20 protein-coding genes are annotated in these 19584 nt (G+C 42.3%); 19 read left to right on the forward strand and 1 reads right to left on the reverse strand.

Annotated features, from left to right (window positions below; all coding sequences use genetic code 11):
- Window positions 1–144: 144 nt before the first annotated feature.
- The 7 genes from ACESZH_RS21290 to ACESZH_RS21320 all read left to right on the forward strand — a co-directional run bounded on the left by ACESZH_RS21290 (window position 145) and on the right by ACESZH_RS21320 (window position 4639).
- A complete protein-coding gene (locus ACESZH_RS21290; RefSeq protein WP_373218984.1) occupies window positions 145–909 on the forward strand; it encodes an ATP-binding protein in 765 nt (254 codons plus the stop codon).
- Between the two features lie 392 nt (window positions 910–1301).
- A complete protein-coding gene (locus ACESZH_RS21295; protein ID WP_373218985.1) occupies window positions 1302–2642 on the forward strand; it encodes an AAA family ATPase in 1341 nt (446 codons plus the stop codon).
- Window positions 2642–3064: a hypothetical protein gene (locus tag ACESZH_RS21300; protein ID WP_373218986.1), complete on the forward strand. Its 423-nt coding sequence runs from the start codon at window positions 2642–2644 to the stop codon at window positions 3062–3064. Before ACESZH_RS21295 ends, ACESZH_RS21300 begins: the two co-directional genes overlap by 1 nt.
- 180 nt (window positions 3065–3244) lie before the next feature.
- Complete coding sequence (locus ACESZH_RS21305; protein WP_373218987.1) at window positions 3245–3502, forward strand: hypothetical protein; 258 nt, start codon at window positions 3245–3247, stop codon at window positions 3500–3502.
- 153 nt (window positions 3503–3655) lie between these two features.
- On the forward strand, window positions 3656–3826 hold the full coding sequence (locus ACESZH_RS21310; RefSeq protein WP_373218988.1) for an antitoxin VbhA family protein: 171 nt from the start codon (window positions 3656–3658) through the stop codon (window positions 3824–3826).
- 223 nt (window positions 3827–4049) lie between these two features.
- Window positions 4050–4211, forward strand: a complete 162-nt coding sequence (locus ACESZH_RS21315) for a hypothetical protein (RefSeq protein WP_373218989.1) — start codon at window positions 4050–4052, stop codon at window positions 4209–4211.
- Window positions 4208–4639, forward strand: coding sequence for a hypothetical protein (locus ACESZH_RS21320; RefSeq protein WP_373218990.1), 432 nt, complete (start codon window positions 4208–4210; stop codon window positions 4637–4639). Before ACESZH_RS21315 ends, ACESZH_RS21320 begins: the two co-directional genes overlap by 4 nt.
- Window positions 4640–4892: 253 nt before the next feature.
- Here ACESZH_RS21320 and ACESZH_RS21325 read toward each other — a convergent pair whose 3' ends face one another.
- Window positions 4893–5735: a helix-turn-helix domain-containing protein gene (locus tag ACESZH_RS21325; RefSeq protein ID WP_373218991.1), complete on the reverse strand. Its 843-nt coding sequence runs from the start codon at window positions 5733–5735 to the stop codon at window positions 4893–4895.
- A 169-nt stretch (window positions 5736–5904) separates the two neighbouring features.
- Here ACESZH_RS21325 and ACESZH_RS21330 point away from each other — a divergent pair, with 169 nt between their 5' ends.
- The 12 genes from ACESZH_RS21330 to ACESZH_RS21385 all read left to right on the forward strand — a co-directional run bounded on the left by ACESZH_RS21330 (window position 5905) and on the right by ACESZH_RS21385 (window position 19566).
- The gene (locus tag ACESZH_RS21330) at window positions 5905–7941 is read left to right on the forward strand and encodes a beta-galactosidase (RefSeq protein ID WP_373218992.1); all 2037 of its coding nucleotides are present in this window, start codon (window positions 5905–5907) and stop codon (window positions 7939–7941) included.
- A complete protein-coding gene (locus ACESZH_RS21335) occupies window positions 7919–9106 on the forward strand; it encodes a helix-turn-helix domain-containing protein (protein WP_373218993.1) in 1188 nt (395 codons plus the stop codon). The genes ACESZH_RS21330 and ACESZH_RS21335 overlap by 23 nt, the downstream gene beginning before the upstream one ends.
- Before the next feature lie 164 nt (window positions 9107–9270).
- Complete coding sequence (locus ACESZH_RS21340; RefSeq protein ID WP_373218994.1) at window positions 9271–10443, forward strand: glycoside hydrolase family 5 protein; 1173 nt, start codon at window positions 9271–9273, stop codon at window positions 10441–10443.
- 57 nt (window positions 10444–10500) lie between these two features.
- Window positions 10501–11901, forward strand: a complete 1401-nt coding sequence (locus ACESZH_RS21345; protein WP_373218995.1) for an MFS transporter — start codon at window positions 10501–10503, stop codon at window positions 11899–11901.
- 578 nt (window positions 11902–12479) lie between these two features.
- Complete coding sequence (locus ACESZH_RS21350; protein ID WP_373218996.1) at window positions 12480–13169, forward strand: response regulator transcription factor; 690 nt, start codon at window positions 12480–12482, stop codon at window positions 13167–13169.
- Window positions 13166–14188, forward strand: a complete 1023-nt coding sequence (locus ACESZH_RS21355; RefSeq protein ID WP_373218997.1) for a sensor histidine kinase — start codon at window positions 13166–13168, stop codon at window positions 14186–14188. The genes ACESZH_RS21350 and ACESZH_RS21355 overlap by 4 nt, the downstream gene beginning before the upstream one ends.
- A gap of 44 nt (window positions 14189–14232) precedes the next feature.
- Window positions 14233–14898 carry an ABC transporter ATP-binding protein gene (locus ACESZH_RS21360; protein ID WP_373218998.1) on the forward strand — a complete coding sequence of 222 codons (666 nt, stop codon included), beginning with the start codon at window positions 14233–14235 and terminating at the stop codon, window positions 14896–14898.
- Between the two features lie 25 nt (window positions 14899–14923).
- Entirely contained in the window at window positions 14924–15322 is a 399-nt protein-coding gene (locus ACESZH_RS21365; protein WP_373218999.1) for a winged helix-turn-helix domain-containing protein, read from the forward strand.
- A 21-nt stretch (window positions 15323–15343) separates the two neighbouring features.
- Window positions 15344–15865, forward strand: coding sequence for a LytR/AlgR family response regulator transcription factor (locus ACESZH_RS21370; protein ID WP_373219000.1), 522 nt, complete (start codon window positions 15344–15346; stop codon window positions 15863–15865).
- Between the two features lie 758 nt (window positions 15866–16623).
- The gene (locus tag ACESZH_RS21375; RefSeq protein WP_373219001.1) at window positions 16624–16899 is read left to right on the forward strand and encodes a hypothetical protein; all 276 of its coding nucleotides are present in this window, start codon (window positions 16624–16626) and stop codon (window positions 16897–16899) included.
- Window positions 16900–16943: 44 nt separating this feature from the next.
- Window positions 16944–17789, forward strand: a complete 846-nt coding sequence (locus tag ACESZH_RS21380; RefSeq protein WP_373219013.1) for a class I SAM-dependent methyltransferase — start codon at window positions 16944–16946, stop codon at window positions 17787–17789.
- A 253-nt stretch (window positions 17790–18042) separates the two neighbouring features.
- On the forward strand, window positions 18043–19566 hold the full coding sequence (locus ACESZH_RS21385) for an HD-GYP domain-containing protein (protein ID WP_373219002.1): 1524 nt from the start codon (window positions 18043–18045) through the stop codon (window positions 19564–19566).
- Window positions 19567–19584 lie beyond the last annotated feature (18 nt).

Consider the following 19584-nt stretch of genomic DNA (forward strand, 5'->3'; position numbering starts at 1 on the left):
CAAATGTGTTGCTGCTAATGCATGCAAGTATTCCTATTTTAAGAAAGTCCTTGGAATGATGAAGAAAGAGCATGCTCATGGTACATGCGTATCATCTGGTAAACTCCCTTCCCATACGAACATTCGTGGAAAGGAGGCCTATAAATGAGCACCAAAGATGAAAATTTACTATCAGTCGAAGAACAGATTTTATTAACCCGTCTGAAGAGTTTTCGTGTTCCGGAAATGGCCAAAACACTTGAAGCACAACTAAAGGATCCTAATGCGGATCTGGACACATTTATGGAACGGATAACAGCCCTTATTGATTCGGAATGGCAGGCAAGATCTGACAAACGGTTCAATCGTCTGATGAAAGAAGCGCATCTCCGGTATCCTACAGCTGATCTGGATGAAACAATCTATCGTCCGGAGCGTCAGTTGGATACACAAACAATAGAACGCTTAAGTACCTGCCACTGGATTGATGAAGGTAAAAATCTTATCGTAACCGGTTCATCGGCGAGTGGAAAAACTTACCTGATCAACGCCCTTTGTATAACTGCCATGCGTCAGTCCAAGCATGTCAGATATATCAAGGCTAATACTCTTATGAGTGAAATGGAACAGGCCAGGATCAAATCTGCGAACCTGGATTATCTGAACAAACTTACCCGGCTGGATCTTCTCGTAATAGATGACTTCGGTCTTATGGATCTTGATCTGGACAAATGCCGTGATCTCTTTGAGGTTTTGGATAGCAGGGATGGCCGTAGATCAACAGTGGTCATCTCGCAGTTTCCGGTCAGCTCCTGGTTTGATATGTTTTCAGACAATACGTATGCAGATGCCTGCCTTACCAGAATCACTGATAAGCACCATACATATCGTTTGGAAATGAATGGAGTCAACATGAGGGAAGCGGACTAACGTTCAAGAACAGCGGTACTTCGTACCGATAAGAATGGAATGACCGTTCCGCTTCGGCGGAACGAACATTCCGTTTGAGCGTAATTTGCAGGGGAACCAATGCAAACAAAAAATTTAACTTATGATTATATAAATGCATATAAAGCAAGACCATTTAGGCCGACATCCGCAAGAACTGGAGAATATAAGTGTATGTTTTTAGGAGTCAAAGAGGATAAGTTTCATTTTGCTTTATATTAATAATACTATGGCAAGTATCATAATTTCAGATTGTGAAATGGGAATAAGCATGATAAAATAGAAATCAACAATATTGCAAAAACGCGGGAGCAGGAAACACAGTGGTTTGGAAAATATAAGGCGAATGGATTATGATATGAGGAGTGAAAATAGTGCATAAATTAATCATTAATAAGCTTGGACCAGTAGAAAAGTGTGAATTGGAATGTTCACACTTTATGACATTAACGGGATTTCAGGCATCTGGAAAAAGTACGATTGCTAAAGCGATTTACTATTTTAGAACAATAAAAGAGGATATTGTGGAGCTTGCAAAAGCACAGGCGTTGAAGGTTAGCCCTCCTATCAATGGATTGGAAGACGGATTTGATGTTGGCTATGGAGTAGATCTAAAGAAAGGATTAGAAAATTATTTAAGGGAAAAGTTTTTGCGGACATTTGGATCGTCTTGGGGAATGTCGAATGAAATGTACTTGGAGTACTTTTTTACAAAAAATTGCTTTGTAAAGATTTCACTTAAGAACGATACAAAATATGCAACGCCTAATTATATATGGATAACATTCAGTTTTGAATTAAAAAGATTTTTACAGGAGAAAAATCATTGTTTTTCTGTTACGCCGTTAGGAGTACCAGATGACGAAATGGGGAAATTTAAAGCAGAGTTGTATGAAATATTTGACGATAGTTGTTCTGTTGTGTATATTCCGGCTGGACGTAGCATGATAACCTTATTGTCGCAGCAGTTTGGCTATATTTATGCAACTATGGATGATATGCAGAAACGTTCTCTGGATAGTTGTACAAAGGATTACTTAGAACGGATATTGCGGGTGAAAACGGAATTTTCGGAAGGACTTCAAGGTTTAACGGTATATTCGACAGGAAAAACAATACTGTCACCGAAGATTATGAGTCAAGCATTAGATCTGATCAAGAAAATACTGCGTGGCACATACCGATATAGTAACGGAGAAGAACAGATTGTCCTTGATGATGGAAAATATGTGAAAATAAATTTCTCATCTTCTGGTCAGCAGGAAAGTGTATGGATTCTGAATTTACTATTTTATTACCTGCTACAGCAAAAGCCCATTTTGTTTATCATAGAAGAACCGGAATCACATTTATTTCCAGAATCGCAAAAATATATTACAGAATTAATTGCGTTGGTGAGCAACTGTAAGCATTCAGTTGTATTAACTACGCATAGTCCGTATGTTCTTGGCACTTTGAATAATTTATTATATGCTTACACCATTCCGGAACAATATACGAAAAGAGTGAGCGAGATTGTTCCGAAATCTTTTTGGCTCGATGATAAGAAATTTGACTCGTGGTTTGTGAAAAATGGAACAGTTGAGAATTGCATGGATCAGGAAATTCATATGATCCAAAACGAGAGAATTGACGAGATCTCAAAAGTGATTAACAATGAATTTGATAGACTTTTGGATTTGCAGAGTGCAGATGAGGAGAGTGTGATGTTGTAATGCCATTAGAAGGCTTTAAATCATTATGTAGTGAAAATGCTGCTCAGATTGTGTCGAAAGATAAAGGAAACCCGCAATATCATAAAGGAATAAATACTGGAAAGAGGTATGTGACACACTATAAAATTGATGGAGTTGTTATAAAAGCTGGAAGTAGATGTGATTATCTGCTGATGAATGAAGAAACACAAATAGCATATCTGATCGAGTTAAAAGGATCAGATTTAGTAAAAGCGGCAGAACAGTTAGAAGCAACAGAAAATGCATTACGGAGGGAGCTTTCAGCGTACACACTGCAATATCGCATTGTTGCCAATAAGTGTAAAACACAGGAAGTTCATTCATCTGCATATAGAAAATATCAAGTACGATGGAAAGGACGGCTGATACAAAAGACAAGCTTCATTGAAGAAAACATTTAAGATTGTATATTACCGAAATAATTACCAATTTGGGGTATTTCCAACCGAAAAATGGATATATTTGAAAGAAATGAGTAAGATATTGTGGTATGTTTTAGGAGGAGCAGATTGCATAAGGCTTTTCAAAGAAAGCAGAAAGATTGAGCGCTTCCTGATAGGAAGATTTGGGGGATGGCCTGAATGGGAAGGAAAATATTTGAAATAATTTCTATATTCCAGATGCCAGAAAATGCTGGAAATATGGGCTTGAAACGTAGGTATGGTATAACCGGGCAGAAGGCAACAGCCTCAAAAGTTCACAAAACAGATGGCTGGAAACTAGGTGAATCAAGTCCGAAGGACGCAGATGAACCGTATGTTGGAAGCTATGCAGCGTTGCTTAGCGAACAGAGCTTGAAAAGCGAAGGTGAGGTTAGCAACAGTCGCATGGGAATGTGATTCGATTTTTTAGATATTCTTAAGGAATACTGAAACCCTTGTAAATGGTGTGTATATGCTGTTTACAAGGGTTTTTGTGTTCTCGAAATTTGTAATGGATATTGCCATAAATCTATGGTAGAATATTTCTATCTGAAAAGGAGCTGGTTTCATATGTTAGTAAGCGCAGACAAAAAGTGGGATTATGCTTTAGGCACGATAAAAGTAGATGGACTGGAGCCGTCATCAGAATTGAAAAAGTTAATAGAAAAGGAAAAGCGTGGTGAGATGACTACAGCAGACATACGTAAAGTATTGGATAAAAAGTATAAAATGAAAGAATAGAGGGATTGTTTGTATACGGTTTGCAGAGCTTGTAACGAGAGAAGTTGCGAGCCTTTTTTATTTTGTAGCGTTTTGTGATTTGTTTAAAGACAATGCACAATATATGTAGCACAGGGAGTTGATCTTTTGGTAAAGATTTAGAGTATGAAGTACAGCAATCAGGACCGTCGAGAGCGTTTATCAGCTCAATCCAAATGCCTTGGTTGTCGACGACGAGGATGGAATGGGCGTTCAAGTATCGTTGATGAGTATCTGTACTGCATTTGCAAAATATTTTGCCAGCGGTTATGCAGACCCAAGAAAGGACATGTTTATGCTGACCAGCTGCACTTTGATGCTGACGGATGATGAGTTTGGGACTTTTCTGAAGGAGATCAATGAATGACCGAAAAATCCTGCATTTCATCGGCGCAAATCGCATCTTGTCTGTTACGGATTGAATCGGCAGGAAAACCACGCTATTATATACTTGTAGGAATGGAAAGAGGTGAGAATCTTGCGTGTATCCATCCGAAAAGTTCGCCCGGCGCTGGATTCTCGTTTTATGGCCAGGATGAAAAACGGAGAGCTGCGATTGTCGGGCAATATTTAGAGCCGGATGCACACCTGACCTACCATTCCATGTGGGGACCGGTTATTATGGCATTTTTGTGCATTCTCCCTTCGTTCCTGTTACATTCCACAAAGGATCTGTCTATCCGACAGGTTATGACCCGGCGGGTGATTCAGGTATTGATGATCGAAGGAATCGTACTTGGTTTTCTGTATATCGTCGTGCCTATGCGGGATATCAAAACGGTACGTGCTGTCTGACATTGTGCTCTCGCTGACCGACGGCTTTCTGTTCCTGTTTGCCTGGCACTATATATTTGCTGCCCTGCCTTGGGTGCTGATGGGGCTTGCATTGGCTGTATTGGCAGCAAACCATATTACGAAGAAGCAGAAGAATGAGAAGCGAGGCACATGCATTGCATTTGGAGCAGGACTGGGCTTGCTGCTGGGCATGGCGACTGCAGCGTCTTCAAATGGGAATAGATTGGCATTTGTTCCGACTTCAACTGCAGGCTTAAGGAATATCTATTCCATAAGTTTCCCGATATTGATGGAGCGTTATCCCGGTTGCTTTTTTAAACTGCTGTCCCAGATGGCTTTGTGAGGAAAAACCAAAATAGGAAGCTATCTCACTGTAAGTATAATGGGAGTAGATCAACATATTTTGGATGGAACGGATTTTCTGTTGAAGGATATATTGCCCGATTGTGATGCCCTCTTCCTTTTTAAAAAGTTCACACAAATAATTCTTATTCACGCGCAGTTCTTTTGCAATATCGGCTATAACAATTTTTTCGTGCAGGTGTGAAAAAATATAATCTTTGCAGCTATTGACTTTAGAATTTTTTCTTACGTTTAAAGTTGTTTTTTTATTTTTAAATTCATTTACCAGAATGGCGTACTGGTATTCTGCAAGCCTGCCAAGTTGTAAGGCAGCCTCGGGGGTTGAAGCGTCTTCAATTTTTTGAATGTAAATATCGCTGAGCGAATAGGAAATCTCCGGTGGGAGTCCTCCTTCAAGGGCGGCGCGGGAAGCAATGGTCACAAGAACAATGCCATGGTTCTTCGACTGACGCAGCGGCGTTTTGGCTAATGTGCCGATCACCCCGGGATATTCTTCTTCCCAGCTCTTTACTAATTTTTCTGTATCACCATTTCGGATGCTTGCCGTTTCTCTTATTTCCTGGTCATAGGGATTGTGTTTTATAGTATACTCCTGATTCCTGAATAGAATATCGTAGAATTCTTTTTGTATCTCATGTTTCAGCTTGGAATTTAAACAACCGAAATAGGCCATTTCTTTGGCAGCAGTATCGTTATCAAAAAAAAGAGTGCGCATTAAACTGTTGATATTCATGGAGTTCTCCTTTGTTCTATACCGGTCACCGGAAGGGCTTGGCTTAGGGGATTCGTTAAGCTTTCATATTATAACATATTTCCGAATATTTTGATACAAAAACGAAAAATGTGATATATAAGTTTTTGATTCTAAGATAGTATGGAATAAAATTCAGGGAGGTAAATTCATGGACAGTCAGATTTTATTTGGAGCGGCATACTATCCGGAATATATGCATTGTGACCGCATAGAGAAAGATTTTGAAATGATGAGACAAGCCGGAATGAATACAGTGCGGATTGCGGAATCCACTTGGAGTACGTTGGAGCCCCAGGAGGGGAAATTTGACTTTTCTTTTATAGACCGGGTGCTGGGACAGGCGGAAAAATTTGGGATGAACGTTATTGTAGGGACGCCTACATATGCGGTGCCGCCGTGGCTTGTGAAAAAGGATCCGACGGTGCTGGTGACTACTGCGGCAGGGCAGGCTTTATATGGGCACCGGCAGAATATGGACATTATGAATCCGACCTACCGGAAATGCGGGGAGCGGGTGATCAGGGCATTGCTTGAACATGTGGTAGGGCATAAATGTGTGATCGGATTTCAGATTGATAATGAAACGAAGCATTATGGGACTGCCTCGGAAAAAGTGCAAAAATTGTTCGTGGAATACTTGAAGAAAAAGTTCGGGACGGTTCAGGCGATGAATCAGGCATTTATACTCAATTACTGGAGCAATGCCGTTTCGGGATGGGAGGAGTTTCCGGATATGAGAGGATGCGTGAACGGAGGGCTGGCAGGAGAATTTTCTGCGTTCCAAAGAAAGCTGGCGGCAGATTTTCTGGATTGGCAGTCAGCACTTGTAAACGAATATAAGCGGCCGGACCAGTTTATTACCCACAATCTTGATTTTGAATGGAAAAAATTCGGGGCAGATATTGCGCAGGACGGCTACTCCTACGGTGTTCAGCCGGATATCAACCATTATGAAGCCGCAAAGTGCCTGACCATTGCCGGGGCGGATATTTATCATCCGACGCAGGATGCATTCACAGGGGCGGAAATTGCCTTCGGTGGTGATTCCATCCGCAGCCTGAAGGACGAAAATTATCTGGTGCTGGAATGCCAAGCGCAGGCATTCAAGGAATGGACACCTTATCCCGGGCAGCTCCGGCTGCAGGCGTATAGCCATCTGGCCAGCGGGGCGGACGGCATCATGTATTGGAACTGGCATTCTATCCATAATGGATATGAGACTTACTGGAAGGGGCTGCTAAGCCATGATATGGAGAAGAATCCAGCCTATGAAGAAGCCGGCAGGTTCGGTGCGGAGTGGAAAAAAGTAGGCAGTAAGCTGCTTCATCTGAAAAAAGAGAATAAAATTGCGCTGCTTGTAGATAACCGGTCGCTTACAGCATTGCAGTGGTTCCCGGTTGATAAGGATTTAAGCTACAATGATATAGTGCGCTGGATGTATGACAGCCTATACGAAATGAATCTTGAGTGCGACGTGGTAGATGTGCAGGCACTCGACACGACCAAATACGGAATGATCGTGGTGCCGGTTTTGTATAGCGCTACGGAGGAATTGATTTTAAAATTGAAAAATTATGTGCAGGACGGCGGTATTCTGGTCAGCTCTTTTAAGTCCTTTGTGGCAGATGAGCATTTGACCGTATATCACGATACACAACCCCATCTTCTTTCTGACTGCTTTGGCATGAGCTATAATCAGTTCACAGAGCCGGGCAGGTCATCCTTAAGGGGAAAGAAATTGAAGTATTTTATGGAGTTGTTAAAGCCGGACGGAGCCGAAACGCTTGCAGGGTATGAGCATAAATACTGGGGAGCGTATGCTGCAGCGACCAGAAATTCTTATGGCAAAGGGAAGGCATATTATATTGGATGCTTTACAGAAAAAGAATTTTTGAAGGAGATATATGAAAAGGCGGCAGCAGACGCAGGGATTTCCCGGGATTTTGGAAATTTACAGTGGCCGGTGATCGTCAGAAACGGAAAGAATCAGGAAGAGAGTAAGATCCATTATGTATTGAATTACAGCGATCAAAGGCGGCGAATCGTTTGCCCCTACAGAAAGGCAGCCAATCTGCTGGGCGGCGAAGAGTATGTGATGGGGGACGAAATCCATATCGATGACTGGGGGCTTGTGATTTTAGAGGAAAGGGAGGAGAAATGCGATGACTGTGGAACAGTTGTGTGAACATTCGATTCGGTTGATCCATGCACCGATCCATGTTTATGCACCGGATGGGGCGGAAATTGCAGTTTATGCGGACTACGGGGAACAGCCGGATATTATGGCTTGCGATGAGGGGTTCAGAAAAAGCCTGCTGGCCAAGCGGTGTTTTGAATTTCCTGTTCTTTATCTGGAAGCTAACCGGATGATATATGGAATTGTGAGCAATTCCAGCAAAGTGTATATCATAGGACCATGCTGTGTAAAAGGAGATGCCAGTTCTGCGGTACAGTATTTGACCAAGGCCCATGGACTGGCAGAGGGCAGCATCTGCAGACTTCATTATCTGCCTCTGGCGGACTTTTCGGAAATTGTGATCATGATTTATGAAATGGCAACAGGAAGGAGTATCAGCTTCAGTGACCTGCTGCTTAAAAATTTTTTTGATGACAAACTTGACTTTTCTGTGAGAAGAAAAATATATCGCATATTTTATAACAATCAGGAAAATGAGACAGTACACAACCCATACGGTCAGGAGAAAAGGGAGCAGGAAAGCATTCGGAAAGGGGATCTGGAAGCGCTGAAAAAAAGCTTTCAGGAAGCTTATGTAGGAAAGCTGGGAACGCTATCCCGTGACAGTTTGCGCAATGCGAAGAACCTGGGGATTGTATTGGTGACGTTGGCATCGCGTTCTGCCATTGAGGGGGGAATTCTTTCGGAAATTGCTTTTTCGATGTCAGATGCTTATATCCAAAGAATCGAGGAGATGAAAAGCGAAGGGGAAGCGTTGGCTCTCGCAAGGCAGGCAGAGATTGATTTCTGCTGCCTTGTAAGAGATACCGTAGTACATAAGCCGCAGAATCCGGTGATCGTAAAGTGTAAGGAATTGGTACTGCAATACCTGCATACGAAGATATCGGTAGGCGATTTGGCAGAAAAGCTGGATGTGAATGCAAACTATCTGTCACAGCTTTTTGCGAAAGAAGAGGGGATGACGCTCAGCGATTACATCGCGCAGGAGAAGATTAACTTTGCGAAACGTCAGTTAATTTATACGGATGATTCCTATGAGTCGATTGCTTACTCCTATGCGTTCTTTTCTCAAAGCCATTTTGGCAGGGTGTTTAAGAAGATGACAGGAATGACACCGGGTCAATACAGAGCACGTTACGGAAAACAGAAATAGTAAATATGCATAAAAATAGTGATAAGATTTTAGCATTATTGTAGAAAATTATTGCAAAATAAGAATTGTGACAAGGCACTGAAATTTATGATATATTTCAGTGCCAATTTTTTTTATAATTTTGTCACGATTTAAAGCGAAATGTCCAAGAAAGGAGAAAGATTATGTATGTAAAAGGCGTGAATTTGGGTAATTGGCTGGTTTTGGAAAAGTGGATGAGCCCGGCTTTGTTTGAGGGCACTACGGCGGAGGATGAATATTATCTTCCAAGACAATTATCTCCGGAGGTCTATGAGGCCCGGATCAAGGTGCATCGCAGTGAATATATATCGGAACGGGATTTCGCGTGTATCAAACGGATCGGTATGAATACGGTGCGTATCCCGGTTCCGTATTTCATCTTTGGAGACCGTAAACCGTTCATTGGATGTATTGAGGAATTGGATAAAGCTTTTACATGGGCAGAAAAATACGACCTGAAGATATTAGTTGATCTGCATACGGCGCCGCTTAGCCAGAATGGTTTTGACAACGGGGGAATCTGCGGTGTTTGTAAATGGAGCCAAATGCCAGAGGAAGTGGAGTACGTATTAGATGTACTGGAAAAGCTGGCAAAGCGTTACGGAAGCAGGGAAGGGTTGTTTGGAATAACGCCGATTAACGAGCCGATTACGGAAGGAATGTGGAACATGATGAACGTGCCGGAGCGTTACCCTGCAGTAGATAAAGAAATGGCTGAAGGAAGTGCGCCGAATACGTTGGAATTTCTGCGGGATTTTTATAACCGTGCGTATGACCGTATCCGTCCCAATATTGCAGAAGATAAATATGTGGTATTCCATGACGCATTTCAGCTTAAGGCGTGGAAAGAGTTCCTTACACAGCCACGTTTCCACAATGTAATGCTGGATACGCACCAGTATCTGATGGTGGCGGAAGCTATGGGATGTAAGCAGACGCTGAACGGATATATCGAGTATATCCAGGAGAATTTTGCGAAACAGATTGCTGAAGTACAGGAATATGTTCCGGTAGTCTGCGGAGAGTGGTGCCTGTTTAACTCCTATGCAGTCGGTGTTGATACAAAAGGCGGTCAGACGGTGCTCAATGGAATGGATTTTTCAGATAATAAACCTGTCATGACGGCAGAAACGAGACAGCATCTATATCAGCAGCTTGCCAATGCACAGCTTGCAGCGTGGCAGGAAGGTTCAGGATACTTTTACTGGAGCTATAAGCTGCTTATGGATACGGTTAATGAGCCGAATTGGTTTGGCTGGGATAGCTGGGATCTTGGCAAATGTGTTGATATGGGATGGTTCCCGATTGGCGGATGATATAAAAAATAAGAATGGGAGTGCAGAATATTCTGCTGCTTAAAAAGGAGCATACATATGAATAATAATGAAAAGATAAAAAATCCAAATGCAAAATTATCCTTTATAGAACGATTGGCATATGGGCTGGGAGATTATTCGGGAAATCTGATTTATTCTTCTATTTCTTCCTTCCTATTAGTGTATTATGTCAGTGTGCTTGGCGTAGATGCGGCGGTGGCTGCGTCAATTATGGCAGTTTCAAAGATTTTTGACGGTGTTTCCGATCTGATCATGGGACGTATCGTAGATAAGACCCACAGTAAATGGGGAAAAGCACGCCCATGGATTCTTAGAATGTGTTTACCCTTGGCTGTATGTACTGTTTTGATGTTTTCTGTCCCGGCAGCTCTGGCAGGGCAGGCGCAGGTGGCTTATATGTTCCTGACATACAATCTGGTATCAACTGTATTTTATACAGGATTGAATGTACCGTATGCAACGCTGCAGGGCCTGATGACTACAGATCAGTATGAGCGCGGCCTGCTGGGAAACTTCCGGATGCTTCTTGCGACTGCCGGAACCATGACAGTCAACACGTTCGTTATGAAGCTGTGTGCTTTCTTTGGCGGCGGAGATACCAATAGCCAGAGAGGATGGACTTTGACATTTATCGTCCTTTCCATTGTGTTTGTAATTTTGAATCTGGTTACCTTCTTCTTCTGTCAGGAACGTGTGGCGGATGGCACGGGCGCTGAGCCGGGAAAGGAAGAAAAAGGACCGTCTGTTATTGAATGCCTAAAAAGCCTTATAGTAAACAAATACTGGGTATTAATGGTAATATTTCTGTTCTGCCTGTACTTTATGATGTCTACTTTCTTTGGCAGTGCATATTACTTTGCACAGTATGTATTAGGGAATGAGTCCGTATTTGCGGCAACCTCCAATGCGTTGTCCATGGCGCAGATCGGAATGATGTTCATTACTCCATTTATTATGAAAAAAATCGGAAAGCGTTATACGGCCATGATCGGTATGGGTGCCGCTTCCGTAGCATTCGTATTGACGGCTTTGGCAGGTACTAACGTAACGCTGGTCATTGCGTGCAACGTTTTAAAAGGTGCGGCGTTTGGATGCGGAGCAGCTACCATGTTCGGCCTTCTTCAGGATGCAATTACCTACGGCTCCTGGCTTACCGGCGTACAGGCCATGGGTATGGGAAATGCAGCGTCTTCCTTCTGCATGAAGGTTGGTTCCGGTATTGGAACGGCTGCTCTTGGCTGGATTTTGGCAGCAGGGAATTTCAATGCGGATCCGACCAGTGCATCAGCTATTGTTTCCATTAATGTGGCATGTATCTGGGGGCCGCTGATCACTTGTGTAATCGGTGTGGTATGTATGCTTTTCTTTGACCTGGATAAACATTATGAGAAAGCGGTATCCGACCTTTCCGAAGGAAAATGGAAAGGCAGCAAATAGTTTTACGGTCTCTTCTTTCTGATTAGCTGAGAAAACTGCAAAGTTACGGTATAACGTTGGAAATGGAAGTTCGAAAGCGGGGGATAACATGGTACGAATTGCAATATGTGACGATGAAAAAAACGTGTGTAATCCGGATGAGCCTCCACAATATTCAGAATATGAATAGTAAAGAGAATGAGTGAGACAATTTTCTCTGTGGGAAAGGGATCAGAAAACTGTGAAAATTTTTCAATCCAATAATTAAGCGATAGGGTGCATTTGTGTGGATTTGATAGATTGCAAGCACAATCGACAGTTCCGTTAGCCAGTATTATACGTCAGACAATTGGGCGGGAAAACTTTGACGAACGGTTCATACTCATGGAAAAATAAAAGGGTGGGGTAAACTTCTTAAAGAGAAGACCCCACCTTTACGCATAACTAAGAGGGTATCTGAACTTTACCGCAAAACGGAAAATGCGGTTGTACCTTTTCGCAAAAGAGGTTTTGAGTGGCAATTCTGATACTGTCGTTGAGAAAATAGCAAGGTTACGGTATAATGCTATATGGAAGTTTTTCAAGATGAGGTAGTTTGAGTGAAAAAGATACTGGTTGTTGAAGATGATTTAGCTCTAAGTGCGGGGCTATGCTTTGAATTAGATACTTGCGGCTATTTGACTGTGGCTGCTTATAACTGTCAAAAGGCACAGCAGCTTTTGAAAAGTGAACATTTTAATATGGTGATTTTGGATGTGAACCTTCCTGACGGCAATGGATTTGATTTTTGCCGGGAAGTAAAGGCAGTTATACCAAATTTGCCGGTTATTTTCTTAACTGCTAATGATTTGGAGCGGGATGAACTAAAGGGCTTTGATCTTGGTGCGGAAGATTATATAACTAAGCCATTTAATATTCAAATTCTAAAGCGCCGTGTCGAAGTTGCATTGCGTCGGGTAACTTCAACTTCAAAGGTTATGAATGACTTTTATGATGATGGATTTTTGCGCTTGGATTTTAATGCATTAACCGCAATCCGAAGTGGAGAAAAACTGGCAATTACTCCAAACGAATATAAAATTCTGCGGCTTCTGACTGCGAATGCCGGAAATATCGTTACACGGCAAATACTATTGGAAAAGTTGTGGGATTGTGACGGTAACTATATTGATGACCATACGCTTACTGTAACCATGAACCGGCTGCGGGCAAAGATTGAAGACACAGGTCATACCTATATACAGACGGTTAGAGGAATGGGTTATATCTGGACAGGTGAGAAGGTATGAAGAAAACAAAATACAAGTTGATTCCGATAAAAACTGTCTTAGCTGTTATGGCATTTTCGCTTATCCTTGTGGGAATTCTGTGGAAATACATTCCTCCGATGGGAATACGAATTGTGTTGCTGGTGTTTGGTGTTGCCATATTTATATTAGTGTGTCTGTGGAGCTGGTATGGGCAGCGGCAGCAATCGGATTTTGCAAACGATATTTGCGAAACCGTGGATGCACTGATGGATGGACGCGAACCAGAAAACTACCATCCGTATGAAGATTCCCAGACTTCCAAAGTACAAGGCAAACTCCTGCAATATTATGATCGTATGCGGGAGGGGCAACGACAAAGTGAACAGGATAAACAGACGATTCAGGAATTGGTCAGCGACATCTCCCATCAGGTGAAAACGCCCATTGCAAATATCCAGATGTTCACGAACATCTTACAGCAGCACCAGCTATCCGATGAAAAGCGGAATGAATTTCTTGCTACTATGTCCGCCCAGATCAACAAACTGGATTTCCTGATGCAGTCCCTTATTAAAATGTCCCGTCTGGAAACAGGGACATTTACTTTGCACATGGAATCCAGCAGTTTATATAATACGATTGCGCAGGCCGTCAATGGAATATGGGCGAAAGCAGTTCAAAAGAGTATTCAAATTAACGTTGAATGTGACAGCCAGATTACAGTTAAGCATGATACAAAATGGACAGCGGAGGCATTGGGAAATATTTTAGATAACGCAGTGAAATATACGCCGGAGGCTGGAACTATCAGCGTAAATGTCCGGCCATGGCAGTTTTATACCCGCATAGATATTTCCGACACAGGAATAGGAATTGCCGCCGAGCATTATAATGATGTGTTTCAGCGCTTCTATCGGGCGCAGGAAGTGGCCGCTATGGATGGGGTTGGACTGGGGCTGTATTTAGCCCGCGGTATTATTATCCGGCAAAAAGGCTATATCAGTGTGAAATCGGAAATAGGAAAAGGCACGACTTTCTCTGTGTTTCTGCTGAGCTGATTTCACGCTTTTCTTGATGAATGAAATAAAGTGAGGATGGAACAGTGGACATAGTGACAATACATAACCTGAAAAAATATTTTGGAAAAGGTTTCCGACAGGTAAAAGCATTAGACGGAATCAATCTTTCCATTGAGAAAGGTAAGTTTACCGCTATTATCGGGGCTTCTGGTTCCGGAAAAACAACACTCCTGAACACGATTGGTGGGTTGTATGAGCCGACTGAGGGCAGCGTTATTGTTGACGGCGTCAATTTAGCAGAACTGACTGAAGAACAACTGACTGTTTTCCGCCGGAGAAAGGTTGGCTTTATCTTTCAGGACTATAATCTGGTTCCTGAATTGACGATACGGGAGAATATCCTGTTCCCTCTTGCACTGGATGACTCGCGTCCAGATGAGTTTTTTTTCTCAGAAATCATAAAACTGCTAGGATTAAATGAGAAGCTAAATGATTATCCTCATATGCTTTCAGGTGGAGGACAGCAATGTGCAGCGATCGCCAGAGCTTTGCTTACAAAACCAGCTATTATTTTGGCCGATGAACCGACCGGAAATCTGGATTCCAAAACCAGTGATGATGTGATTGGTCTGCTGAAAATGACCAGTAAGGAATTTCACCAGACTATCGTAATGATTACACATAATCCGGAGATCGCGCAGATGGCAGACCGTATTGTGCGTATTGAAGATGGAAAAATCGTTGCGTGATAATGGGGTTAAAATAGAAATAGTAATGAGGAAGATTGCACCCTCCGGGAGTGTTTCAGAAACTGTCCTGGTTTCACTGCCGGGTGCGGAATCCCAGGAAACTACCCATAGTTCCGACATCCTCACCTTCCTCAATCTGGAAATCCGCATCAACGAACAGACTGTCTATTACAATGACCATTCCGTTCCTCTTACCAACCACGAGTTCTTCACATTACTTTACTTGGCGAAACATCCCTCCTGGGTTCTCTCCAAAGAGCAAATCTACGAGGCTGCCTGGAAAGAAAGCACGGAGCATTGTGGGGCGGCAGTGACGAATGTGGTATATTCCCTTAGACGGAAGATCGGAGATGAGTACATAGAAACTGTGGTTGGGAGCGGATATAGCTTGTTATGGGCTGTCTCTGCCTTTTATCTTAGTTGAGAAAATAGCAAGGTTTCTAAAGTGGAGGAACTTGCAAGTGTATTTTTTAGGACGCATTGTGTAGATATAAAAATTCAGTCATATCAGTCCGGTGAGAGCTTAATGTATGACCTGGAGGATGGATTTTACTTTGATCTCTTTCTTTTGGATATCGAGATGCCAGGAATAGATGGGATGGGGCTGGCAAAGAGTATTCATGACAATATGCCAGCGGCAAGGATCATCTTTATCACATCCCATTTGGAGTATGCGATTACTGCTTATGAGTTTTCGGTTTTCCGTTATATTCCCAAAATGGTACTTGATGAAAAGTTACCATCTGCGTTGGAAGATTTTTATAAGCTGTATCGTTTGGAAAGAAATGAATTTTACACCATTCAAATAAAAAATCATGTAGAACAAATAGCATACAAAGATATTTTGTATATTTTGAAAGATGGGAAGTATGCAGTATTTCATTTGGCAGGACGAGAATCAAAGTCCGTACGAAAGACACTAACACAGGTTTTTAAAGAAATAAGCAAAGAGTATTTTTGCAGATAGAGGATGTATTGTCAATCTGGCTAATGTGATGGGGATGGATGATAACGGAATCATTCTGCCTGATAATAATCATATCACAATCAGTAAGTCAAACATCGTGGAATTTAAGACCATAATGCTTCGTTTTTGGGGGAAACAGATATGTTGAAGGTTCCGTTTTAAATATAATTGGGAAGCTTTTTTCTCATGATTTAGTGGAACAATTCCAGGCTGGATTCAGTACCTTAACGCTGAAAAAAACAAGAATGACGCTGGTATGTGCCGTATTGGGTTTCCTGTGTTCTACTTATTGGTTGTCAGCAACAAGAGTAGTCATGCGTTTAAAACCAGATATGATTCAGTCTCTTTTAGCAATCGCATTTGTTTTTATTCTTTGTGCTGCTTACTTTTATTTTCGAATGATACAAATACGGCGGGAACAGGAATATACAACTCTGATCCGGATATGATCCTGACGGTGATTGGGAGAGGATATAAGTTTGTGGGATAGGGTGCTCCCCGTGGCATTACATCTCCATAAGGAATTGTGCAGGTATCGGTATTCATTATTTTGGCAGGCGTAAAAAGTTCCATTGCGATTGTTTCATACAGGTAGAAGGCAAGCTATTTCCGAGAGCCAGAGCAGTTAGAATTCTCTGTTTTGGCTCTTGGATTTTTTTCGTTTATTATAGAAAGAGCTGGAATTATGCCGGAAAGTGTTGTATATTAATAATTAGGAATGACTAACTTTAGTTATATTTAAAATAATGGTTGATATATTGGATTTTACAAAAGAAAAGAATCGAAAATGCTGTTTAATATTAGGTTTCATAGTTGTTCTATACTTTATTCTGCCGGTCACCATCGTGTCAGTATTCTTCAATGCGTTCAGAAATATTGGCAACTATGCGATTGTAAACGGCATAGGCACATCCAATAAGAGCCTGGGGGCAATCATCCTGTTTATCGCCCTGTTTATTGGCTTTGGAAAATATGTCAAGCAAGAGGATTTAATTTGTGAGCCGCTGTATTCCATGGTTTCTGGAAAAAAATGAGCATCCAACGGATCAATTAGAATGAGAAGGAGAGCATTGAAATGATGGGCAAGATTAGAATTGAAAAGAACACGGTGCAGGAGACTCTGGTGATCCCTCTTTACGGGCGGAAGCTATGTACCGAACGGTTTCCGGGGATGTTTCAGGATCGGGCAGCGGTAGCGCTGATAGAACGCCTGGACTATGATTTTTCCGAGTTGGAAAAGAAGTCGGAAAGCATGACCCAGGTGTTTGGTGCGCTGGAATGTGCTATGCGCCAGAATGATTTGGCCTGGGAGGTGCGGGATTATTTGAAAATACATCCGAAGGCGGCGGTGGTCAACCTGGGCTGCGGTCTGGACCAGACCGGAAGAAACTGCGATAACGGAAGCTGCCGGATTTATAACATTGATTTCCCGGATGTTATCCAAGTAAGAGATGAACTGCTGCCGGCGGGCGACAGAGAGCGAAATATTGCCGCCGATTTAAACGATTTCCACTGGTTTGATGAGATTGATGCGTCCGATGGAGCTGTATTCTTTGCAGCCGGCGTGTTCTACTATTTTCAGACGGAACAGGCAAAGCGGCTTATGGTCGCCATGGCGGAGCGCTTTCCCGGCGGCAGGCTTGTGTTTGACGCGGCGGGCAGGCTCGCGGTCAAGCTGATGCTGAAAACCTGGATAAAGCAGGCGGGCATCAGGGATGTGAATGCGTATTTTTCCGTGTTTGACGCAAAAGAAGAACTGAGCTTATGGTCGGACAAGCTACAGGTATCCAGCCGGGGTTATATGCTGGGATATTTCCCGATGGACGATCCGAACATTAAGGGGATTCACCGCCTCCTCGCAAAGCTTGGCGATGGGGCGATGAAGATGCAGATCGTGAGGATAGATTTTCAAACCGCTTTTTGAATTTGATAGGAGAGCTGCCGTTTTTGAATTTTATGGTCGCAACCGTGGCATCGGATAATATATTAAGAGGAAAAAACTGTCATATTCGGCTTGATTGTGAGCAGAAAAAAAATGAGAGGCATAAGGTATTTATGATAAAATCAAATAATATGCAGTTAGTATGGAAAGCCACGATATTCACAACTGCCATTGGAATGCCAATTTAGGGCATAATATTAAAATATTTTTATTTGGAAGTGGGAAAGGGAAAGAGATGGATTCAAAAAAGAAAGTTTTAATAGTAGATGATTCAGAGATGAACCGATCTTTGTTGATCGACATGCTGGATAACGATTTTACTATTATAGAGGCAGCAAATGGAATGGAGGCGGCAGCCATTCTGCATAGCCAGGAGCATGAGATCAGTCTGATGCTTTTGGATATTGTAATGCCGGTAATGGATGGATTTGAACTTCTGGCGATGATGAACAAAAACGGGTGGATTAAAAGTATACCGGTCATCATGATCTCGGCAGAAACAGTACCAACCTATGTAGACCGTGCTTACGATTTAGGAGTTATGGACTATATCAGCAGGCCTTTTGACGAACGAACGGTACAGCGCCGTGTTATCAGCACTATAATGCTTAGTGCAAAGCAAAAGGAACTTTCCCATATGGTTACCGATCAGATCTATAAAAAGGAGAAGGACAATAGGCTGATGATTGAGATATTGTCCAATCTTGTTGAATTCCGTAATGGGGAAAGTGGTCTGCATGTGCTACATATTCATACGATAACAGAGCTGCTGTTAAAGAGGCTTTTGCTCAAAACAGATAAATATCCGATCTCACAGAAAGATATTCCACTTATCTGCAATGCTTCCGCACTGCATGATATTGGAAAAATTGCAGTGCCATCAGAAATCCTTAATAAGCCGGGACGTTTGACAAAGGAAGAATTTGAGGTAATGAAAATCCATTCGGCAGAAGGGGCAGATATCTTAAGCCGTATTCCTATGCGGGAAAATGAGCCGTTGATCCAGTTTGGGTACCAGATCTGCCGATGGCATCATGAGCGGTACGATGGAAAGGGATATCCGGATGGATTAAAAGGTGAGGATATTCCCATTGCTGCCCAGGTGGTTTCGTTGGCAGATGTTTATGACGCTTTGACAAGTAAACGTGTTTATAAAGATGCATATTCCCATGAAAAAGCAATTGAGATGATTCTGAACGGTGAATGCGGACAATTTAATCCTTTACTGCTGGGATGCCTTACAGACATTTCCGATACGCTAAAAAAAGAATTGGGCGTGGCTTCTTTGGGACAGCATTCTGAAAAAGAAATACTAAATACAGTGGAACAGATACTGGAAAGAGGGGCGGTAGACGTATCAGAGAGGACCCTCCGGCTGCTGGAGCGTGAGAGAGAAAAATATCGGTTTTATGCTGAATTTTCGCAGGAGATTCATTTTGAATATACGGAAAGACCGGAGATGATCATACTTTCCGAGTGGGGCGCAAAATACCTGGGAATGCCGGAAATTATTTTAAATCCCAGAGAACATGAATTTGGCAATGAGGTATTCTGCAAAAAAGACTTTGAACATTTATTGGAGCAGCTAAAAAATACGACTCCGGAGGCTCCTATTGTAGACGAAGAATATCTTTTGAACGACAAAGGCTGTAAAAAGTGGTGTAGAGTGATCGGAAAGTCCATGTGGGTCAATAAGGAAGTTCCGGAGTATGAAGGTGCCATTGGCAAAATATCCGACATTTCCAGAAGGAAAATATAAGGATGGTAAGAAAATGCA

Origin of the sequence: Ruminococcus sp. 5_1_39BFAA (genome assembly GCF_964240875.1) — a bacterium.
Classification (GTDB): Bacteria; Bacillota; Clostridia; order Lachnospirales; family Lachnospiraceae; genus Blautia_A.